At 31.3% G+C, this 20,372-nt stretch carries 17 protein-coding genes and 1 tRNA gene; 6 read left to right on the forward strand and 12 right to left on the reverse strand.

The window, feature by feature from the left end; translation table 11 throughout:
• The first annotated feature begins 151 nt into the window (after positions 1-151).
• Both ACSVH6_RS00725 and ACSVH6_RS00730 read left to right on the forward strand, forming a co-directional pair.
• Positions 152-1,330 carry a site-specific integrase gene (locus tag ACSVH6_RS00725; RefSeq protein ID WP_187656023.1) on the forward strand — a complete coding sequence of 393 codons (1,179 nt, stop codon included), beginning with the start codon at positions 152-154 and terminating at the stop codon, positions 1,328-1,330.
• 1 nt (position 1,331) lies between these two features.
• Positions 1,332-1,751 carry a hypothetical protein gene (locus ACSVH6_RS00730; protein ID WP_187656022.1) on the forward strand — a complete coding sequence of 140 codons (420 nt, stop codon included), beginning with the start codon at positions 1,332-1,334 and terminating at the stop codon, positions 1,749-1,751.
• On the opposite strand, the gene ACSVH6_RS00735 is transcribed toward ACSVH6_RS00730, so the two are convergent.
• Positions 1,735-1,971: a helix-turn-helix domain-containing protein gene (locus ACSVH6_RS00735; RefSeq protein ID WP_187656021.1), complete on the reverse strand. Its 237-nt coding sequence runs from the start codon at positions 1,969-1,971 to the stop codon at positions 1,735-1,737. The genes ACSVH6_RS00730 and ACSVH6_RS00735 overlap by 17 nt on opposite strands.
• A gap of 96 nt (positions 1,972-2,067) precedes the next feature.
• Between ACSVH6_RS00735 and ACSVH6_RS00740 the strand changes: the two genes are divergently transcribed.
• The 4 genes from ACSVH6_RS00740 to ACSVH6_RS00755 all read left to right on the forward strand — a co-directional run bounded on the left by ACSVH6_RS00740 (position 2,068) and on the right by ACSVH6_RS00755 (position 5,334).
• On the forward strand, positions 2,068-3,387 hold the full coding sequence (locus ACSVH6_RS00740; protein WP_438074596.1) for a hypothetical protein: 1,320 nt from the start codon (positions 2,068-2,070) through the stop codon (positions 3,385-3,387).
• A 191-nt stretch (positions 3,388-3,578) separates the two neighbouring features.
• Positions 3,579-3,848, forward strand: coding sequence for a hypothetical protein (locus ACSVH6_RS00745; RefSeq protein WP_187656019.1), 270 nt, complete (start codon positions 3,579-3,581; stop codon positions 3,846-3,848).
• 5 nt (positions 3,849-3,853) lie between these two features.
• Positions 3,854-4,315, forward strand: a complete 462-nt coding sequence (locus tag ACSVH6_RS00750) for a hypothetical protein (protein WP_438074598.1) — start codon at positions 3,854-3,856, stop codon at positions 4,313-4,315.
• The gene (locus ACSVH6_RS00755; protein WP_438074600.1) at positions 4,306-5,334 is read left to right on the forward strand and encodes a hypothetical protein; all 1,029 of its coding nucleotides are present in this window, start codon (positions 4,306-4,308) and stop codon (positions 5,332-5,334) included. The genes ACSVH6_RS00750 and ACSVH6_RS00755 overlap by 10 nt, the downstream gene beginning before the upstream one ends.
• Positions 5,335-5,630: 296 nt before the next feature.
• Here the strand turns inward: ACSVH6_RS00755 and ACSVH6_RS00760 are convergent, their stop codons facing one another.
• The 11 genes from ACSVH6_RS00760 to ACSVH6_RS00810 all read right to left on the reverse strand — a co-directional run bounded on the left by ACSVH6_RS00760 (position 5,631) and on the right by ACSVH6_RS00810 (position 20,357).
• A complete protein-coding gene (locus ACSVH6_RS00760; RefSeq protein WP_438074602.1) occupies positions 5,631-6,971 on the reverse strand; it encodes a DGQHR domain-containing protein in 1,341 nt (446 codons plus the stop codon).
• Positions 6,971-7,471: a hypothetical protein gene (locus ACSVH6_RS00765; RefSeq protein ID WP_438074604.1), complete on the reverse strand. Its 501-nt coding sequence runs from the start codon at positions 7,469-7,471 to the stop codon at positions 6,971-6,973. The genes ACSVH6_RS00760 and ACSVH6_RS00765 overlap by 1 nt, the downstream gene beginning before the upstream one ends.
• A gap of 5 nt (positions 7,472-7,476) precedes the next feature.
• The gene (locus tag ACSVH6_RS00770; RefSeq protein WP_187656014.1) at positions 7,477-9,054 is read right to left on the reverse strand and encodes a DndE family protein; all 1,578 of its coding nucleotides are present in this window, start codon (positions 9,052-9,054) and stop codon (positions 7,477-7,479) included.
• Positions 9,044-11,161, reverse strand: a complete 2,118-nt coding sequence (dndD, locus tag ACSVH6_RS00775; RefSeq protein ID WP_187656013.1) for a DNA sulfur modification protein DndD — start codon at positions 11,159-11,161, stop codon at positions 9,044-9,046. The genes ACSVH6_RS00770 and dndD overlap by 11 nt, the downstream gene beginning before the upstream one ends.
• A gap of 2 nt (positions 11,162-11,163) precedes the next feature.
• Positions 11,164-12,492: a DNA phosphorothioation system sulfurtransferase DndC gene (gene dndC, locus ACSVH6_RS00780; protein WP_187656012.1), complete on the reverse strand. Its 1,329-nt coding sequence runs from the start codon at positions 12,490-12,492 to the stop codon at positions 11,164-11,166.
• A 393-nt stretch (positions 12,493-12,885) separates the two neighbouring features.
• Positions 12,886-12,959: transfer RNA gene (locus ACSVH6_RS00785), tRNA-Asp, on the reverse strand.
• An 85-nt stretch (positions 12,960-13,044) separates the two neighbouring features.
• The gene (locus ACSVH6_RS00790) at positions 13,045-13,971 is read right to left on the reverse strand and encodes a DUF58 domain-containing protein (RefSeq protein ID WP_438074608.1); all 927 of its coding nucleotides are present in this window, start codon (positions 13,969-13,971) and stop codon (positions 13,045-13,047) included.
• A 118-nt stretch (positions 13,972-14,089) separates the two neighbouring features.
• Positions 14,090-14,407, reverse strand: coding sequence for a thioredoxin (gene trxA, locus ACSVH6_RS00795; protein ID WP_121312549.1), 318 nt, complete (start codon positions 14,405-14,407; stop codon positions 14,090-14,092).
• A gap of 115 nt (positions 14,408-14,522) precedes the next feature.
• Complete coding sequence (gene dnaE, locus ACSVH6_RS00800) at positions 14,523-19,019, reverse strand: DNA polymerase III subunit alpha (protein ID WP_438074610.1); 4,497 nt, start codon at positions 19,017-19,019, stop codon at positions 14,523-14,525.
• 134 nt (positions 19,020-19,153) lie between these two features.
• A complete protein-coding gene (locus ACSVH6_RS00805; RefSeq protein WP_438074612.1) occupies positions 19,154-19,474 on the reverse strand; it encodes an RNA recognition motif domain-containing protein in 321 nt (106 codons plus the stop codon).
• 121 nt (positions 19,475-19,595) lie between these two features.
• Positions 19,596-20,357 (reverse strand): DUF6252 family protein, encoded by a 762-nt coding sequence (locus ACSVH6_RS00810; protein WP_438074614.1) that lies wholly within the window; start codon positions 20,355-20,357, stop codon positions 19,596-19,598.
• Between the last annotated feature and the right edge of the window lie 15 nt (positions 20,358-20,372).

Here is a 20,372-nt window from a genome sequence, read left to right on the forward strand (position 1 = left end):
ATTTAATGTTACCAAATTTAGTTAAATTTTTATAATTATTTGATAATCAGTAGTTTAATTGTAAAAAAGTATCTAATTTAGCTCTTGAAAAAATAAGAGAAAAAAATGCTTACTAGAGTTAATGTAAGTATTAATATTAAATATTTTAAAAATGACAATTAATTATTACACAGTAAGAGCCGTTTTAAGAACGGACAAAATTAGAAAAAATGGAACTTGTCCAATCTACGTTGTACTACAATACAACAATGTAACTCAAAAATTTTCTACATCTGAATTTATTGAAGAGAAGTATTGGGATAAAGATAAAGAACAAGGTATCGGAAAAGGCTTTGGAAATCTAAATGCTGTAATTAAAAAGAAAAAACAAAATCTGGAAGACTTTATCAGAGAATCTAAAAGTATTGGCAGACCATTATCTAAAACTGACATTTCAAACTTTTGGAATGGAAAAACTGAAACCGATAATGAAATTTTGTTTTCTACATTTTATGAATCTTTTTGTAAACGCCATTTCCAAACTATAAGAGAAAGTACTCAAATCCATTACACTACACTTGGAAAAAAAATAGACGACTTTAAACCGAACTTAATGGTTTCAGAAATTGATTATTCTTTTATGGTTGAGTTTGATAATTATCTTGTAGAAACTAAAAGCGGTAGATACAACATGATTAAATTTTTAAAAACTGTGTTAAAAGAAGCTGTAAAGCTAGGTGTTTTAAAAAACGAATCTTGGAAAGGTTTAAAAAATGTAAGTCCAAATGCTAGAGAGGTATATTTAACTCCTGCTGAAATAAACCAAATTGAGATTTGTGATTTATCTACAAAAAAGCATTTAGAACTAACCCGATGTATGTTTCTATTCAGTTGTTATACTGGAATGCGTTATAGTGATGTAGTAGCTTTAAAAAAGGAAAATTACAAAAATGGAGTAATTACACTAAAACAAGTTAAAACTGGAGTTGATTTAAAAGTACCTGTGAATTTAGAAGCCAAAAAAATTATCTGTAAATATTGGTCTAAAAGGAAAGAGAATGAAAATATTTTTCCACGAATAGAAAACCAAACAGTAAATAGATACTTAAAGAAAATTGGAGAGATAGCTGAATTAAAAAAGACACTTCATTTTCATGTTGCACGTCATACTTTTGGGACTACCTTATTAAATAATAATGTTAATGTATTTTATATTTCTAAAATGATGGGACATAAAAAATTGAGCCAAACTTATGCTTATACTGGAATTAATGTAAATAAAATGAAAGACATAATGGGTACTGTAAACTTTCAGCCAAAAAACGAGAATAATAACCTTAATAGACTGTAATATGTTAGATAATTTTGAATTGACTTGCTATAATTACTCCCCAACAGAAAGAATAAATTGGGTAAGTGTTGATGATACCTATAAAAAGAAAACCTTGTTTGTAGCTTTATTATACAATAGTAATAAAAAAAAGGAAAACTATTTTTTAACCTTATTCATGCTAGCAGATGAACATAAGGAAAAATTTACTTTGCTTGTAAGAGGTAATTTAAACAATTGGTATTCTCAAAAAATTCTAGGAAGAACTCTAACTGTTGAAGAATACAAAGATTGTATAAATTTATTATTAGGTCAACTTGATGTTGAAAGAAATGACTTAATAAATGCGAAAATGAAAAATGCTGAAATTAGATTGTCCGTATTATTAAATCCGACTAGTAGAAGTAAAAAACACAAAAGTAAATTTACTCCAAATCTTTAAAAAATTCTTGTAACGTTAAGTTGTGAATTTTAAGCACTTTGATAAGGGTCTTGAGCGTAATGTTCTGACCCTTTTCTATTCTATAATATTGTACTCTATTAATGTCGTTTGTAAAAGCAAAAGTTTCGTAGCTTGTAAAACCAGCTTTTAACCTTAAAGCTTTAATTTTTTCAGCAACTAGTAGTATCTCTTTATCTAATTCTTCTTTTGACTTTTCCATACAGCGAATTTTGGAAATTTGTCGCTTAAAATTTACCACATTAATAAAACTTAATAAATGCGACAATTTTTATATTTTAGCTGAAAAATTAAGACAATGAAAAAAATAATATTTGCACTAGTGTTTCTGATTTGTGGTATAACAAATTGTAATTCTCAAATTAATAATCTAAAAGATTTACTTGAAATCTCTGAACTAAACGTTGAAGAAGTGGTAAGTGAATTACAAGGAATATGGAAATTAAACAATCCCGAACAAGACACATCAGAGAAAGGATTTATTACTGAACGATATATTTTTTCATACAATCAAGATAATAAAAAACAAGTCTTGAAAAAATGTGGAAGAATGGATCTCCTATCTAGTCAGACAATGTGGCTAACTAATTTTATTTCTGATGATAAAGAATTATTGAATAGAATAACAAAAAACTTGGTCTATCAAGGATTTGAATTAAAAGTAAAATCGAAATCTAATTCAATGTATGAAGATGGAAATAGAATTGTAACTATTCAAACCGAATCTGATGATAATTATAAATTACCTAATGGCTGTTATTCTATAATCGTAATTGTAGATAAAATAATAAATGGTGGGTATATAAAATCGAACAAAGAAAACCAAAATACTAAAAATAAGACTAGTAATAACGCACTTAACAACATTTCCAATTCGAGTAATTCAGTAAAAGAAAAAATTAACCTTGTCAAAAATCTTTCTGAATTGATTCTAATTTCAAAAACTTCATCTAGCGAAATCTATTCAAAATTAAATTCTAATTGGAAAAATATTGATTACCCAAAAAATGAAGAACCGCTTAATGAATGGTATTCTTTTGTTAATGAAAAGCAATATTTAGAAAGTTATGTTGGTTGGGATAATGGAATCAATAAAGATGTCAGAATAACTACTTTTGAATTTTCAGATAAAAATCTATTGGACAATATTATAATTGATTTGAATAAAACCGATTTTAAGCTTGAGGAAACGACAAAAGAATATTCAACTTATGTAAATAATGAAGATATAATTACAATATTCTTTGATAATAAAACATCTAAAAAAGGAAATTACAAGGTTGAATTATCCATTACTCCATTAAAAGCTACTATTAATAGTAAAAGTAATTATGAAAATTACAATAATAACGGTACGGGATTGAACGGAAGAAAAATTATTAAAAAACCATCCCCAGAGTATAATTGTAATGAACAAGGTAAAGTAGTTGTTGAAATTACTGTCGATAAAAATGGAAATGTTATTAACGCAATTGCTGGAGTTAATGGAACTACAAATAAATCTGCTTGTTTATTGAATGCTTCAAAAATTGCTGCTTTAGGGACGAAATGGCAACCCGATAATAACGCTCCTGATAAACAAATTGGAAAAATTGAATATAACTTTCGATTGAATTAAAATTGTAAAAAAATCAAAATTTATCAAAGCGACCTGAAAAAATCAGGTCGTTTTTTTATTCATGCAAAATACTGATTATCTGATATTTATGTTTTTTAATAAAATAAAAATGTTAAATTATTCATTTTTCAAAACAAAAAAATTGATTTCCGAGTATTATGTATTTATACAACGGCAAATTTTTTTAAAATATGAAAACAAAAATTGAAATTGAAAGAAGAGTTTACAGCAACCTAGTTAAAACTGTAATCCAAACTAAAAAACTATTAACGGAACTATCAAATCGTCCCGAATTTAACAAAGAATGGATGTCTATTTCTGATGTAGAAGTAGAGTTCGGATTGAGTAGAAAAATCATTGATGGATTTAGAAGAAAAGGTTTAAACACTAATCAGAAAACCCGAAATGGAAAAATTCTAATCAGAAGAAGTGAACTTGAAAAATTTTTAACTAAAAAATAGAAAACATGATAATATATGATACCGCCTTATGTTGTGAAAATTATTATCCAATTAAAAAAATAAAATGGATAAGAGATGACTCATCTGATAATAAAAATTTAATATTTTTTAAAGCTGATTTGTACAATAGTGTTAAGAAGAGAAAAAAGTATTCATTAAGACTATGGACTATATACAATGAACTTGATAATTCTTGTGTCTTATTAATTATGGGCAAATTAAAGTTTTGGTTCCATCAAGAATATTTAGAAAATGAATTAACAGATGAAGAATATGAAGAGTGCTTGAAATTATTACATACAGAACTTGATTTGATTTTTACTCCTAGAAAAAGAAGACTTTTTAAATCAAAACATATGCTTTTATATCATAAAAATGATGAGTATAGATACCGTATTTGTATGGATTATCTTAGTTATGAAAAATTAAATAGACTTGAAAAACACTTAAAGGAAACATGGATATGATAGATAAAATTAAATTAATGGCTGAAAATTTTAATCCCGACTTCATTAAGGAAAATTTTAAATGGAGAGAGATTGAAATTGACGATGAAGAGTTTACAGAACTTGATTTTGAATTAAATAGATATTTACAGACTAATATAACTAAAAAATCAAGGATGTTTAGTTTAAGAATGCTATTGACTGAAAATTTAAAAACTGGTACTTATTCATTATCAATAAACGGAAGTGTTAGAAAATGGTATTTTGATAAAAATTCTCGAAAAGACTTAAACTATTATGAATTTATTGATTGTATAGAAATACTGGGTTGTAAACTTGGTTTAAAAAAAGGTGAAATCTGGAGAATGTTTAAAGTTACCCAATTGGAAATTGGAGTTACGTTATTATTAAAATCATTTACTAATGACATACTGGATTGTTTTGTAAAATATAGAAATGCTAAAAGAGATGATAAAAATGTAACCAGTATCTACTTTAGATTTACTAATTACGATTTGTTAATTTATGACAAATATCTTGAAATGTTAGGCAAAAAAGAGTTTACCAAAACGGATAAAAAAATTATCAGTAAATATCTAATGCTAAGATTTGAAATAGACATTAATAAAGTTAGTATTCCTACTTTTAAAATGAAATATCACAAATTAAGTTCATTGAAATCTAATTGGAATGAATTACCAAAAGAACTTTATAAATATCTGAATGCAATTAAATTTGTCGATACTATTTCAAAAAATGAAGTGATCAATGAAAATAATAAAACGAAAATTTCCAAAAATGATTTTATAAAGTGGGGGTTCTATTCATTTATGAAAAGTCATGGAATACATAACACAATAAAAGACTTTAATAAAATGGTTTTGCCAAACAATAAATCTAAATTTTTTAATGATTTAATGAATATATACAAATCGCATATTATCAGCGAAAAGGATTACAAGGCTATTATTTTATATGAATTAAGGAAGAAAACAGACAGGTTATATAATAAGGGTAACTTTCGATATATAAATACCTAATGTAAATATAACAAGGTATATAATAAATAGAATACCCTTTTAGAGCCAAACGAAATTGAAAAATAAGCCAAAGCGATTATAAGATAACAAGGACATAATAAATTAACTGCCGATTTGTTTTTAATTTGTGTTGATTTTGGTCTTTTTATTTGATTCTATGATTTATTAAAGTAAAAACCCAATTCTATATTTTTAAAAAATAATAATTGGTTAGAATGGGTTTAAATAAACTCTCTTGTATATTATCTAAAAAAAAAGAGCCAACATCTATTTTGGCTCTTTCGTTTATAACTAATTTAAACTTTAATTAACTCCATTAATTCTTTATATCTATTGTCTTGAGAATCTAATTTATTTGTTTCCCAAATAGCTAAACTCATACTTAAATATAATATCTTTTTCCCTCTATTATTGAATGTGTAAAGGTTAGTGTTTCCAAAATCTATTTTTTTACATTTGTCAAGGAAAGGAGTAAATACATTTACATTGAATTCTGTTAACTTTTCCTTTTCAAGTATATCAACTAAAATATTTAATAATGCTTCATAACCAACTGTTGTTTGTAAAATATTTGTTGGTTTTAGAGTTGAATCCCTAAAATCCCAATATGAAGTTCCTTGCTCATTTTTAAAGGTTGACTTTACACAATTGAAATAATAAAACATAATATCAGAAATATACTCATCTTGATTATTAGCATAGTATTTTCTAAATGGCAAGAATTTATTTGACCCAGGAGTTCTGGTTTTTAGTTCATTCCTTTTTCTGTTTCTATCCCTTTCTGATTCTCTGAGATTTTCTGAAATTAAATTTACTATAGATTTTGCCATTGTAGCTTGAGATAATGGTGGACTATAGTCATTAGAATAATCCCCACCATAAAATTTTATTCTATTGTAAAATGGAGAGGTCTTATGACCATTCAAAGCAATAATAGCTTGAATTGCTGTTTTTTGGGGAGTGTCGTCTAAATCTAAACCGAACAAATCATATACCAAACTTTGAGAAACTCTTTTTTGAGTTCTATTTATAGTTGAAAAAATCATTGCTTGATACTCAATTGTTTTATCTATAAAAAAAGAAACAACTAACTCTATTTTTTCTAAATCGGATAATCTTTGCTTTTTAAATGCTAGTTTCTCCTGTAAATCGATTTTAGAGGGATATTTATTTATATCACTTATTAAGTTGTTAATTTCATCTTTTATTCTTTTTAATGCAATCTCAATCCCTCTAACTCTATGTTGTCCATCAATAACTGTAATGTAAATATCTCCATTTGCTTTATTTAATTCTTCAAAAACTTGTTGCTTTATTTTAATTTCAACAAAGTTTTGATGTTCTTTCTGCTCTTCGATTGCTTCTTTAGGAATGTGCAAAACTATATTTGTTGGAAATGTTGCTTCTGGGTCTTCGATTAAAAAATCAGCTATCTTATTTGCTCTTGGATTTTCAATCTCTCTCTGAATTTCATTATTATATAATGGTTTTCCCTCCTCATCAAAAGAATTTAAAATTCGTGAAGTATATCTAGTGAATTTGAAAATTTGAGATATGCTAAATTTTCCCACAATAAAATCTTGTTGATTTTGAAAAATTGGGAAACCTATAATTTTATTATTAATTAGATTATTCATTATTTCCATCCTTTACCATGAGTGTTTTTTGCTCCAGCTCTAATTTTAGCACTATAACTTTCGTCATTAAATTTTTCATTTTCACAATTTGCAAGATGCCAAATAAATAATCCTAATATTATTCCTATTGATGATAATAAAAGCGAATATTTATCTATTAGAAAAAATGAAGAGACAAAAATTGAAGCTACAATAAATAAAAAGATAAAAGAATATACCTGTAAACTTTTCTTGTTTACAATTTTATCATTTGTAGTAATATCAATATATGAAGTTGTTATTAATGCTAAATAATAAGTACCCATATTCAAAACAACATTTGTATAATTTGCTACTTCTTTATTAAACTCTTGAAAAATTGAAACCCAAATTCCAATACCGCCTATGAGTAATACAAAAAAAACAAGATAAGTTAAATATAAATCATTGAAAGGATAAAATTGTAATTTCATTCTTTCTTTAATTTCTTTAAAAAAATGAGGTACTTTGGCATTCTCCATGTTAACTAACTATTGTAAAATTGTTTTATTTCAAATAATTCTCCTTTAGGAAATTCTTTTATATTAGAAATTGATTGACCTTTTTGTATCTTTTCTAAACTTCTATATGCTTTAATTCCATCTTTTTCACTAAAACCTAAAAATTTATTTATAGCTTTTGCATTGTTTTTATCTTTGACATTTAATAAAAATGAGATTTCACAATTGCTTGAAAAATCAAATGTTGGTTGATTAAACTCCTCAATACCTTGAGACAAGAGCACGACTGAAACACCTTTTGAACGAATCTCTCTTAAAATTTTTTCTAAAATTTCTTGATACTTTTTTTCTTTGAAAATCACATGAGCTTCATCAATCAACAATACATATCTCATAGACCTATAACCATTGTCATTCGGTGTATTTTCCATGTTCATAAATACATTGTAAATGTAATTTATTATTAAAAAAAGTGAAGTGAACCTTACAGAATTAGATAAATCCCCTGATAATGATAAATAAATATTTTGATTTAAAAAATTACCTAATTTCTTATTATCCTCAAAAACGTTGTATCTACTTAATTCATCAATAATCTCAGTCAAAGTATCACGTTTATCTCCTACTAATTCTAATAACTGCTCATTAATTTCGGAAAAGTTTGGATATTCACCTGGCTTCTTCGTTAAAAATGCTTCATATGTTGCTTCTCTTAATTTTCCTCTTTGTTTAATTCCAATATTTGAATATTTACAAATAATATCAACAAATTTATCTATTCCCATTTGCTTATTGACCTCGTTTATACTGTCAATAAAAGATAGTGGATTTACTGGAAATGCAGTTTTTGGAGCGTCAATGAACTTAGCTTTTGTCTTATCAAAAAATGGTTGCATTTCAATCAAATCATCATCTTTTAATCCTTTAAAATCTAGGTAAATAAAGTTTACATGGTGATTTGATTTTTCTGAAATTTCTTTTAATAATTGTAGCGCAAATTGGGTCTTACCCGTTCCTGAACTACCTGCAACAGCTATATGATTGTTGTTGTAAAGAGATGTGTTATTAAAATTTAATTCTATCTCTTCATTTTTATTTTCAAGTTTATTCCCAATGAGAATCTTAATTGGTTCAGAAAAATAACTCTTCTCAATTCCTTGATTGTTATTTTTAACTGCATCAAGACTTACTTTTACGGTATCTAACATTGAAATACCTTTGTCTAAATGTTCAATTAAAAAATCTAAAAAAGTGTAATTGTTATTATTCTCAAATAAAGTATCCATTAATTCTAATCCATGGTCGATATGAAGCTTTATATACTTTGGAATATTCTCATGCGTTTTATAAATCCCATAGTACTGACAAATTAAAGCAATGTAAAAATCTCTATATTTTGCATCAAACAATATGTGATCTTTATATTCCTTACCTTTTGAATCGTAAATATTAAATTCTGATACTGTAAATCTTTTACCATTTTGAAGAGAATATCCTAGAGCTATTCTAGCAATAACATTTTCTTTAGTGCCAACTGGTAATTTGGATGTTATTTTTCTAACTATCTCTTGATTAGCTTCTGATGTCCTTATATTAATTTGCATATAAATCGTTGTATGTTTTAATTAAATTTTCAGGAGTTGACTCAACAAATTTTGATGCGTCTGTACTGAAATTTTGTATAATATATGATTTACTAATATTTGGTTTTAATAATTCAAATTCACTTTCTGTCAATTCTTTATGAATAAGTGGAAAAATAACTACTTGCTTGGAAACATTTGGATAAAACTCTTTGATTACATTTTCAGCATGTTCTTTATCGAATTTCTGCATTGGAGAATCTATAAATACAGGGAATTCAATATCAGATTCATCAACTAAAGCTTTTAAAAGAGCTGAAGCATACATCTGTCTTTCCCCCATTGAAAGAGAACCTTTATCAATTTTTTCTCCCCTAGAATTAAATAAATTTATATCAACATCATCTCCTGCTTGATTAATATCTACAACAACATTTTTAATAAATCCCTTTTTGTGCATTAATGTATTTAATTCATTCAATATATTTTCTTCCAACTTCTTTTTAGTTGTAACTTTAAACTCTTTAATGAATTCTTTGAGTTTAGAAATTAATTCTTGGGTTTTTTTATCTTTTTCAGAGTATCTTCTTGAATCATCAATCTTTTTTCTCAACTCTTCTTGTCTTTGTTTCAAAGTTTTAATTTCATTTTTAAAACCTCCTATTCTTTCCCCTAAATCGTAAATATCTTTGTCAATAGAAAAAATTCTTTTATCAAGTCTTTCTTTTTCAGACCTTAAATTTGCTATATATTCATCCTCAGCATCTTTTTCTGCTGCTCTAATTTTTCTTCTTATAGAATCTAAATCGCTTTTAGAACGAGTATATTCATCATTCAATTTTGTAAATACATCTTTAAAGGTATGTTTTAGATTATTGATTAATGAATTTAATTCATTAGTTTCAACATCAGAAAAATCATGTAAAGCATTAAAGTTTGTTTCTAATTCAGGTAAATCTGAATAAAAATATTTTTTTACTAAAAATTTTATTTGGTTTTCATAAAAATCTCTTATGTCAGTTGGTATTACACCCGAAAAATTGCGTTTTTGAGCTTCAATATCATTGAGAATTTTATTTGTTTTATCTCCTACATCTTCTTGTTTATATTTACTCTCTCTGTAACTTTTTTCAACATCTAATTGAGTAGATATATCCATAAGTGTTTCTCCTGCTAATCCAAATGGTATTAAATCAAATAATTCTTTTAAATCATTTTGTAAATCTCCAATTTTTCCATTTAACGTATTTTCAAATTCTTTAAGCTCGTTTAGTTGTTCAAGAGTCATCATATTACCCTCTTGAATTAGCTTCATTTGAATTTCATTTGAATTGCTTTGCTTTTCAATTTTTTCTTGATTAAGTTGTTGAATCTGTAATTCAACTTCATCAATATTTATTTGTCGATTATCGATGTCAGCAATAATCTGATTGAACTCTGTTCTCTCTTGAGGTTTAGCAAACTTCTTTCTATATTCATCCTGAATATTTTCTAATTGCTCCTTTAAATCTTCATATTTTTTGATACCTAAAACTTCCGTGTAAGCTTTACTCAATAATCTTCTTTGCTCGGGAGAATTGATTTCAGCGAGTGAAACTATCTTTTCAGCATCAAAAAAGAAAAATTTTGCAATTTCTATTGGTAAAATAAAGTCCCTAATAAATATCTCTTCGCCGTCTTGTTTACCATCAGTCGTTAAATCTTGAATCAATTCATTCTGAAAACCATCAATCAAGACTTCGACTTTATCACTTGCACTTGTAACAATATCATAAGTTCTAGTGATTTTAATTTCATTACAAGTAATTTCAGGAATTTTAACATCTCTAAAAGTTACTGAAACGGAAAATTTCGTTTCTCCTTCAACTTTTGCAAGACGATTTAAACTATTACCTATGTATTTTCCATAACCTCCTTTATCGGCAATTTCTTTCTGATACAACTCATCTACTTTTTCCATTTGTTTGCCGTATAAACACCAAACCAATGACATTAGAAAAGTTGTCTTTCCAAATCCATTTTTACCACTTACAACAATAATGTTTTTATCCTTTTCAGGCAGAAGATTTATTTTATTACTTCCTTTATATATCCTGAAATTATTTAACTCAATTTCTTTAATGAACATATCTATTGCTCTTTTTTTAGATATTCTTCAATTCTTGTTTCAATATCGTCTTTAAGTCCTCTTTTTCTATTTAATAATGACTTATTTTTTTGTAGAGTTAAAAGTTCTTGTATTAACTCAAAATCTTGTGGACTATTTTCACATGTTTTTTTAAGTAATTCTAACTCTTTTTCTCTTTTTTCATTTTGGTTATTCATATCCAAATCTGTTTTATATGCGTTCTTGTAAATATCTGAAACTTTCTGACCGAAAACAAAATCCCTATACCAAATTGTTTGAATAGCAATTAACTCCTGATTGGTAATTAATTCAACATGAGGTTTCTCTTTTTGTACTTCTCTTTGAGTTTTCAGAAGTCTTTCAAGTACTGATGCTCTATATTTAGGATAATATGGTCCCATACCATTAATGGCATCTGTACCATTTCTTCTTTGTGGCATTCTGTTTTCAATAATATTTCTCTCCTCTGCTAGTTCATTTCTTAAAGTTAGCAACGGCTTTAGCCAAGTCAATCCATTATCAATTAAGGCAGACATCGACTTATCTTGTTTTACTACGGTACAAACCCAACAACCGAATCTACTTTGCCCGCAAGATTTGTGTTCTTTATCAGTAACAACAGTTGGACACTCATAATCATCTGCACTTGCATCTGAATATATTTGAAATAATTCTTCATTACTAGCACCCCAAGGCGAGGGCATTGTGTTAATTATATACCAAACCTGCTCTAGCATTAAATGTCTAATTGGTGCATACATATAAGTATTTGCTTGGGTAGGATGTTTTGTTAATCTCTTACCTTTAATAGCATGTTTTTTCATTGATTTAGCTCTACTTGCACTTTCGCTAGAACGAGTTCCAATTAGTATTATGGCTTCTCCAAATTCGTCTAACTGTTCAAGGATAAATCGTGAAGTTGGTTTGATTTTTAATCTCTCAGTACACCATCTAAAGGCATTATTTGGAGCAGGATAGCCCTTACCTATTAAATTAACCCAAAAAGAGTCTTCTAATCTAGGTAATGTCTTTATAACTTGTATTGGTAAATTTTGGTCTCTAGCAGCTTCTGAAATTTTATCTAAAACCCTATATACATATTCGGTTATCACAGGATTTTCAACCATAGTATCATTACAAACTACATAAATATCCCTTCCAACAACACCATGAAAATCTTTTATTTGTGTTAATGCTTCCCAAACTAATTGAAGCATTACTGTTGAATCTTTCCCTCCGCTAAAACCAATAATCCATGGGCGTTTTGTATCATCAGCAAACATGTACTGGTCGATTATTTCATCAACTATATTTTGAGTAAACTTATTCATTTTAATTGCTTTCTGATATATATTTACAACCACAAATATTTAGGGTTGCTCAAATCCTACAATATTATGATTTTTTTACTAATTTTCTTTGTTTTTTTTACTCAATTTTGAGGTTCAAAACAAAACTTAATTAAATGTATAGTTTTGAGGTAACGGATTAGGGGATGGATATTGGGCAAATAAAAGCTAAAGAAGTAAAAAGAATTTCGCCTAAATCAATAAATAGAAACTTCTATAAAGCAAAAAAGCCATCCCATTAGGGAAAGCTTTTCATTTGGTCTAACTACTAAACCGCCCGATTTTACTCGGGTAAACAACACAACTACCGTTTAGGATTTAGGGCAAAAAAGGTTTTCATCTCTGAAAACCTTTTCCTAAATTCGCTATTTCTAGCGGTCTGGACGGGACTCGAACCCGCGACCCCATGCGTGACAGGCATGTATTCTAACCAACTGAACTACCAAACCATCGCTTAATTGCGGTTGCAAATATACAACCGTTTTTGAACTTTGCAAGTTTTTTTTAATAAAAAAACGAATCTATTTTTTTGCGCTACCCAAACATTTGTTTCTCAACCAGGTAGGTCGTAAGTATTTTTTCAAAAATTTCTTCCACTGCCACCGGAACATACTTAATTTTGTTTTGCGCACATGTCATCGCTAACGTTTTAAAATAAGCATTTACCTTTTCCGCATAAGCTTCTTTCACCGAATCCGCAAAAATATTGATTTGCTCTCCGGTCTCTAAATCGATGAATTTGCGCGGCGCATTGTCAAAATGGAAGTTAATTTCAGTCTTTTTATCAATAACATGAAACACCACTACCTTGTGTTTATTGTGTTTCAAATGCTGTAACGCATTGAAAAGAGCCTCCTGATTTCCGGTTTGAAACATATCGGTAAACAATATAATCATAGACCGACGATGAATCTTTTCAGCTATCTGATGCAAAAAAGTGACCGTATCCGTACTCTTGGACTCTTTTGGATTTTCCAACAAATCCTCCAGTTTGTTTAAAATCATGCGGTGGTGACGGTCGCTGCCTTTCTCAGGAGCATAATACTCGTAAGTATCGGAATAAACACTAAGCCCGACAGCATCGCGTTGCTTTTTCAATAAATTCATCAACACGGCAGAAGCCAGAACAGAAAAACCAATTTTATTATGAAAAAACAAGTCGTCATTTTTCAATTTCGGATAATGCATGGAAGACGAATTATCAATAATCAAATGACAACGAAGATTGGTTTCTTCTTCAAATCGCTTGGTATACAAACGATCTGTTTTGGCAAATAATTTCCAGTCAATATGCTTCGTGCTTTCCCCTGAATTATACACTTTGTGTTCTGCAAATTCAGCTGAAAACCCATGAAATGGTGACTTATGCATCCCCGAAATAAAACCCTCTACCACCTGATTCGCCAGTAGCTCCAAGTGTTTAAAACCGGAAACGAGTTCTTTTTGTTCTTCTATCTTCATGTCTCAAAGATAATTTTATTTCATACAATTCGGCTACGCCTCGGGTGAATATTTGAATTTAAAAGTATAAAAAAAGGCTTGACTTTCGTCAAACCTTTTCGTTGAAGTTTATTTTCAATTACAGTAATGCGTCAATAGCATCTGTATATGTTTTTTTAGGAGCTACGCCTACCTGACGTCCTACTACTTCTCCGTTTTGAAAAACCAAAACAGTCGGAATGTTACGCACTCCGTATTTTGCAGCAAATTCTTGGTTGGCATCTACATCCACTTTTCCTACTACTGCTTTCCCTTCATACTCTGAAGAAATCTCATCAATAACCGGACCTACCATTCGACACGGACCACACCATGCAGCCCAAAAATCTACCACTACCGGTTTATCTGATTTTAATACTACTTCGTCAAAAGTAGCATCTGTAATTGCTAAAGCCATATTTTATATTTTTAAAATTAGTGTATTTATTTGATGCCAAAATTAGGCATTTTATTTCAGTTTTCCGCGTCAAAAAAATCAGTTTTGACTATAAAATCATTGTCAGAACTGATAACTAATTCAGGCTGAATTTAACGTTGAGTTTTTCTAACTCTACCAGCAATTCATGTGAAATTTTGACTTTTAATTTTCGGCTTGGCAAGGAAACCCGTGTAACTATCTGATTCTCTTCTTCCACTGTCGGAAGCTCCATTTCCATTTCATCCGGGTTTTCCTCTTCTGCAGCCATATCCTCATCTAACACAACTTTCGGCAACAGCGGCGTTGACTTTTTTACTTTTTCAATCTCAACAATTTCAAATGTAACTGTATTTTCTCCTTTGTTGGAAGTAAAAATACCATTCAACAGTTGGATAACATTCTGATGTAAATCTTTTATATCCATCTGAATACTGAGTTTTTTGGCAAACTGAGGCAACACATCCTGCAATTGTTTTACATCGGTAAACTGCAATCTCGGGTCCGATTTTTTTCCTGTCTCTTTGTTTACCCAACCTTCTTTTACGGTGACTTTAAAATACACAAACTGATTATTGACTAAAAAATGTCGGAACTTTAAATATTCTTCGTCAAAAATTCGGAACTCATGACTTTCATCATAGCCTTCCAAAGTAAACATAGCCCAATCTTTACCGTTTTTGGCCGTTTTGTATTGCACATTGGTTACAATTCCGGCAAAGGTTAGTGTTTTCCCAACATAACTTCCGAGATTTTTTAAATACTCTAATTTGCTGTTGCAGAAATATTTCATTTCAAACTTAAAATCATCCAAAGGATGCCCCGAAATATAAATACCAACCACTTCTTTTTCCTTAGCCAATTTTTCCATAGTACTCCACTCTTCACACGGAGGCACTGTTGGCTCCGCAATTTGAACATCACTGGCATCGCCAAACAAACTTACCTGTGAAGAGTTTTCATTTTCCTGAAACTTGGCACCATACCGCATGGCTTTTTCATAAAAAGTGATATTATCACCATCGGTATGAAAGTATTGTGCCCGGTGCGTATCTGCAAAACAATCAAATCCGCCGGCTAAAGCTAAGTTTTCAAATGCCTTTTTGTTAGCCGCTCTTAAGTCAATTCGTTTGGCCAAATCAAATATAGATTTGTACTTTCCGTCTTTTCTGTTTTCAACTATAGTTTGAACAGCCCCCATTCCTACACCTTTGATGGCTCCCATACCGAAGCGAACCGCATAGTTTTCGTTCACCGTAAACTTATAGTAACTCTCATTGACGTCAGGCCCCAAAACTTGTAAGCCCATCCGTTTACATTCTTCCATAAAGAATGATACTTGTTTGATATCATTCATATTATTCGACAGTACCGCTGCCATATACTCAGCCGGATAATGTGCTTTTAAATAAGCCGTCTGATAGGCAATCCAAGCATAACAGGTAGAGTGTGATTTATTAAACGCATATTGCGCAAACGCTTCCCAGTCTCTCCAAATTTTCTCCAACTTATCTTCGGCATGACCATTGGCCACAGCTTGTTCAATGAATTTGGATTTCATTTTATCCAACACATCTTTTTGCTTTTTCCCCATTGCTTTACGCAATACGTCGGCGTCACCCTTAGAGAAATTAGCCAGCTTTTGTGACAGCAACATTACCTGTTCCTGATAAACTGTAATCCCGTAAGTTTCTTTCAGGTATTCTTCGTTGGCTTCTAAGTCATAGGTGATTTCTTCCTCACCGTTTTTTCGTCTGACGAAAGAAGGAATATACTCCAACGGTCCGGGGCGATACAGCGCATTCATCGCAATCAAATCCCCAAAAACAGTAGGTTTCAAGTCCTTCAAATACTTCTGCATTCCGGGCGACTCGTATTGGAAAATTCCAACCGTTTCACCTCTTTGGAACAGCTCATAGGTTTTCACATCATCAATCGGAAACGTATCGGGATCCAATTCAATTCCGGTTCTGTATTTGACAAGTTTAACCGTATCTTTTATCAAGGTTAGGGTCTTCAGTCCCAAAAAGTCCATCTTAAGCAACCCGGCACTTTCCACGACCGAGTTGTCAAATTGTGTCACATACAAATCGGAATCTTTAGCTGTGGCCACAGGAACAAAATTGGTAATATCATCCGGGGTAATGATGACTCCACAAGCGTGAATCCCTGTGTTTCTGAGATTTCCTTCTAACACTTTAGCCTGCTGTATCGTTTCTCCGCCTAGATCATTGGCATTGGCTAATTCAATCAGTTCTTTTACTTTATCGTATTCTTCTGCCCGAAGGGCGGCTTTTAATTTGTCATTATCAAGAGTGAAAATCTTGGCCAAATTAAGTGTAGTCGGAATTAACTTGGCAATTTTATCGGCTTCAAACAAAGGCAAATCTAACACACGTGCGGTATCACGAACCGAAGATTTTGCCGCCATCGTTCCGTAGGTTATAATTTGCGCTACTTGTTTGGAACCGTATTTGTTGATTACATAATCCATTACACGGCTACGTCCCTCATCATCGAAGTCAATATCAATATCGGGCATCGACACACGATCGGGATTGAGGAAACGCTCAAAAAGCAAATCGTAAAGCAATGGGTCAACATTAGTAATTCCCAAGCAATAGGCCACTACAGAACCTGCCGCAGAACCACGACCGGGCCCTACAGATACATCCATTTTTCTGGCAGCAGCGATGAAATCCTGTACAATCAAAAAGTAACCCGGATAACCTGTATTTTCAATAGTCTTTAATTCGAAATCCAGACGCTCCTGAATTTCCGGCGTAATGTCACCATATCGTCTTTTTGCTCCTTCAAAAGTAAGATGAGCCAAATATTTATTTTCTCCGCGCTTTCCTCCGTCGGTCTCATCTTCAGGTACTAAAAACTCTTCAGGGATATCAAATTTAGGGAGCAATACCTCACGGGACAAATCGAAAATTTCGATTTTATTTACAATTTCCTCGGTTGTAAGAATAGCTTCGGGCAAATCGTGAAATAACTTTTTCATTTCATCACCCGATTTGAAATAGTATTCCTGATTGTCAAATCCGTAACGATAACCACGGCCTCTTCCTATTGGCGTGGATTGTTTTTCACCGTCACGCACACACAACAAAATGTCATGCGCATTGGCATCTTCTTTATTGATATAAAATACATTATTGGTCGCCACAATTTTCACCTGATGCTTTTTAGCTAAAGCAATGAGCGAGGTATTTACACGATTTTCATCTTCCTGATTGTGCCGCATGAGTTCAATGTAGAAATCATCGCCAAACTCTTGTTTCCACCAAAGCAAGGCTTCTTCAGCTTGATTTTCACCAATATTCAGGACCTTACTGGGTATTTCACCATAAAGATTTCCGGATAAAACGATAATATCTTCTTTGTATTGTTGTATGACTCTCCTATCAATTCTCGGGACGTAATAAAATCCTTCAGTGTAAGCAATAGAAGATAATTTCGCCAAATTGTGATAGCCTTTTTTGGTTTTGGCTAAAAACACAATTTGATACCCATTGTCTTTTCGGGACTTGTCACTTAAATTGTCACACACATAAAACTCACATCCTACAATGGGTTTTACAATTGTTTCGGTTGGCGTTTCTCCATTTTCTTCGGCTTGTTTGTTTTTGGCTTGTGCTGATTTATTGTGGTATAAAATATCGCGAACAAAATGAAAAGCACCCATCAAATTAGCATGATCTGTCATGGCTACCGCCGGCATCTTATTTTTTATGGCAGCTGCAACTAAATCCTTAACACTGATGGTGGATTGCAACACTGAAAACTGGGTATGATTGTGTAGATGCACAAAATCAACATCAGCTAAATCGTGTTGTATTTGTTGATTTTCATCACTTGGAACCTCTTCTTTTAACTGAAACTGCTTTCTGATCTCGTCAGAAGCTTGCTTCAGGTTGATGTGCTTTAGCCCTATAAGTTGGATTTCTTTGGGATTGTTTTCACCAAATTCTCTAAAGTAATCAGCCGGCACATCGAGTTCTTCTTTGGTAAAAATCTCTCTTCGGATTAACTCTAAAAAACAACGTGTTGTAGCCTCTACGTCAGCTGTAGCATTGTGCGCTTCAGCAAACGGAACACCAAACAGATACCCGTGTAATTCAGTAAGTGTAGGCAATTTATACCTTCCTCCGCGACCCCCGGGAAGTTTCAAAAGTTCTGCCGTAACTTCGGTACAAGTATCCAGAACCGGCATGGTACTCATGTCTGAAGCTATGCCCACGCGGTAAAATTCACACCCCATGATGTTGACATCAAAGCCTACGTTTTGGCCTACTATGAATTTGGCTTTGGACAGTGCGAGATTAAATTTTTCTAAAACTTCAGTCAAAGAAACTCCTTGTGCCAAAGCTAATTCGGTCGAAATACCATGTATCCTTTCGGCATCATAAGGGATATTAAACCCTTCCGGTTTTACTAAATAATCCTGATGCTCAATAAGATTCCCCATGGCATCGTGCAACTGCCAGGCAATTTGGATACATCTCGGCCAATTGTCGGTATCGGTAATCGGCGCTGCCCAATTTCTGGGCAAACCGGTAGTTTCTGTATCAAAAATTAAATACATATTGAGGTTGGAATTTTATAAAAGTAATGTTTCAAAAATACATTTTAAGAGCTAGGAAATCAATTTTAGTTATCAACAAAAGCAAAAAAGCCATCTCAATTGAGATGGCTTTTTATGGTATTTTAGACTGTAGATTAGTATCTTCCTCTATTTCCTCCTCCGTTGTAACCACCACCTGAACGGTTGTTGTTAAAACTTCTTCTTTCACCTTCCGGTTTTGGCTCTGATTTATTTACCACGATAGTACGTCCGCTCACAGTTGCACCGTTTAACTCCTCGATAGCTTTTTCAGCTTCCGCATCATTTTCCATTTCCACAAAACCGAAACCTTTGCTTCTTCCTGTGAATTTATCAGTAATAACTTTTACGGAGTTAACCGTTCCATAGACCTCGAAAGAATCTCTTAAATCTGCTTCGTCTATACTAAACGGAAGACTTCCAACAAAAATGTTCATATTGTATATTTAAAATTCGATTACAAAGGTAGCTTAAATAATATGTAAACTACTATCTATTTGGAATTTATATTGTGTTAAAAAAATAAGCCGTCTTTTCGGACGGCTTATCGATTTGTTTTTATTTTTTTGAATCCGGATAAATCGGGATTTTGTAAAACTCTCCATACTGGAAATTAACGACTGGCAAACCAAAAGGGTTATTATCCACATTTACCGCATTAAACTTGAATGTTCCTGTAACAGTCATATTTAACGGGTCATAATCGGTAATTTCTATTTCACCGTTACTGGTTTCCACATTGACTACTTTCACCTGACAATTCAAATCACCTGAAGTCACTGTTACAATATCTCCTGGTAAATATCCGTTTCCTCTTGACACCACTTTAACAATTTTATTAACCCCACCCAGACCATTAGTCCCAATGGCTAATGTCAAACCGGTTCCGGAACCACCCGTAGTATTGTGCGCGGAATCACAAGTGTAAAGTCCATTAGGCTGCATATCACAATCAGGAGTATATCCTGTCCCACCGCCTATTAACACAACACTGTAAACCGGACCCGATACCGGAATTGTACCATATTCTAAATCAAGATCGTTAAAACTCGAAAAATAAGACGCTGAGTTAGCACTGTCTGTAGTTCCTAAAACATAAACATCTTCATCAGCACTTTCTGTAGAAAGTGTAACCTGATCATATTGATTAAGCGCCTCAATACGCAACTCTCCCGTTGTAGAAATATAAGCTCTTGCATCAGTACCTCTCCACATCATATCGTCTTTCAACGCTTGAAACCCGGGATTGTTGGTTTTCAAATCTTCCTGACAAGAGGAAAAGGCTAAAGCCAGTATAAATAGGGACAAAAATTTTTTCATTTTTCTAAATATTAC

It is taken from the genome of Flavobacterium sp. XGLA_31 (assembly GCF_051547105.1).
Lineage (GTDB): Bacteria > Bacteroidota > Bacteroidia > Flavobacteriales > Flavobacteriaceae > Flavobacterium.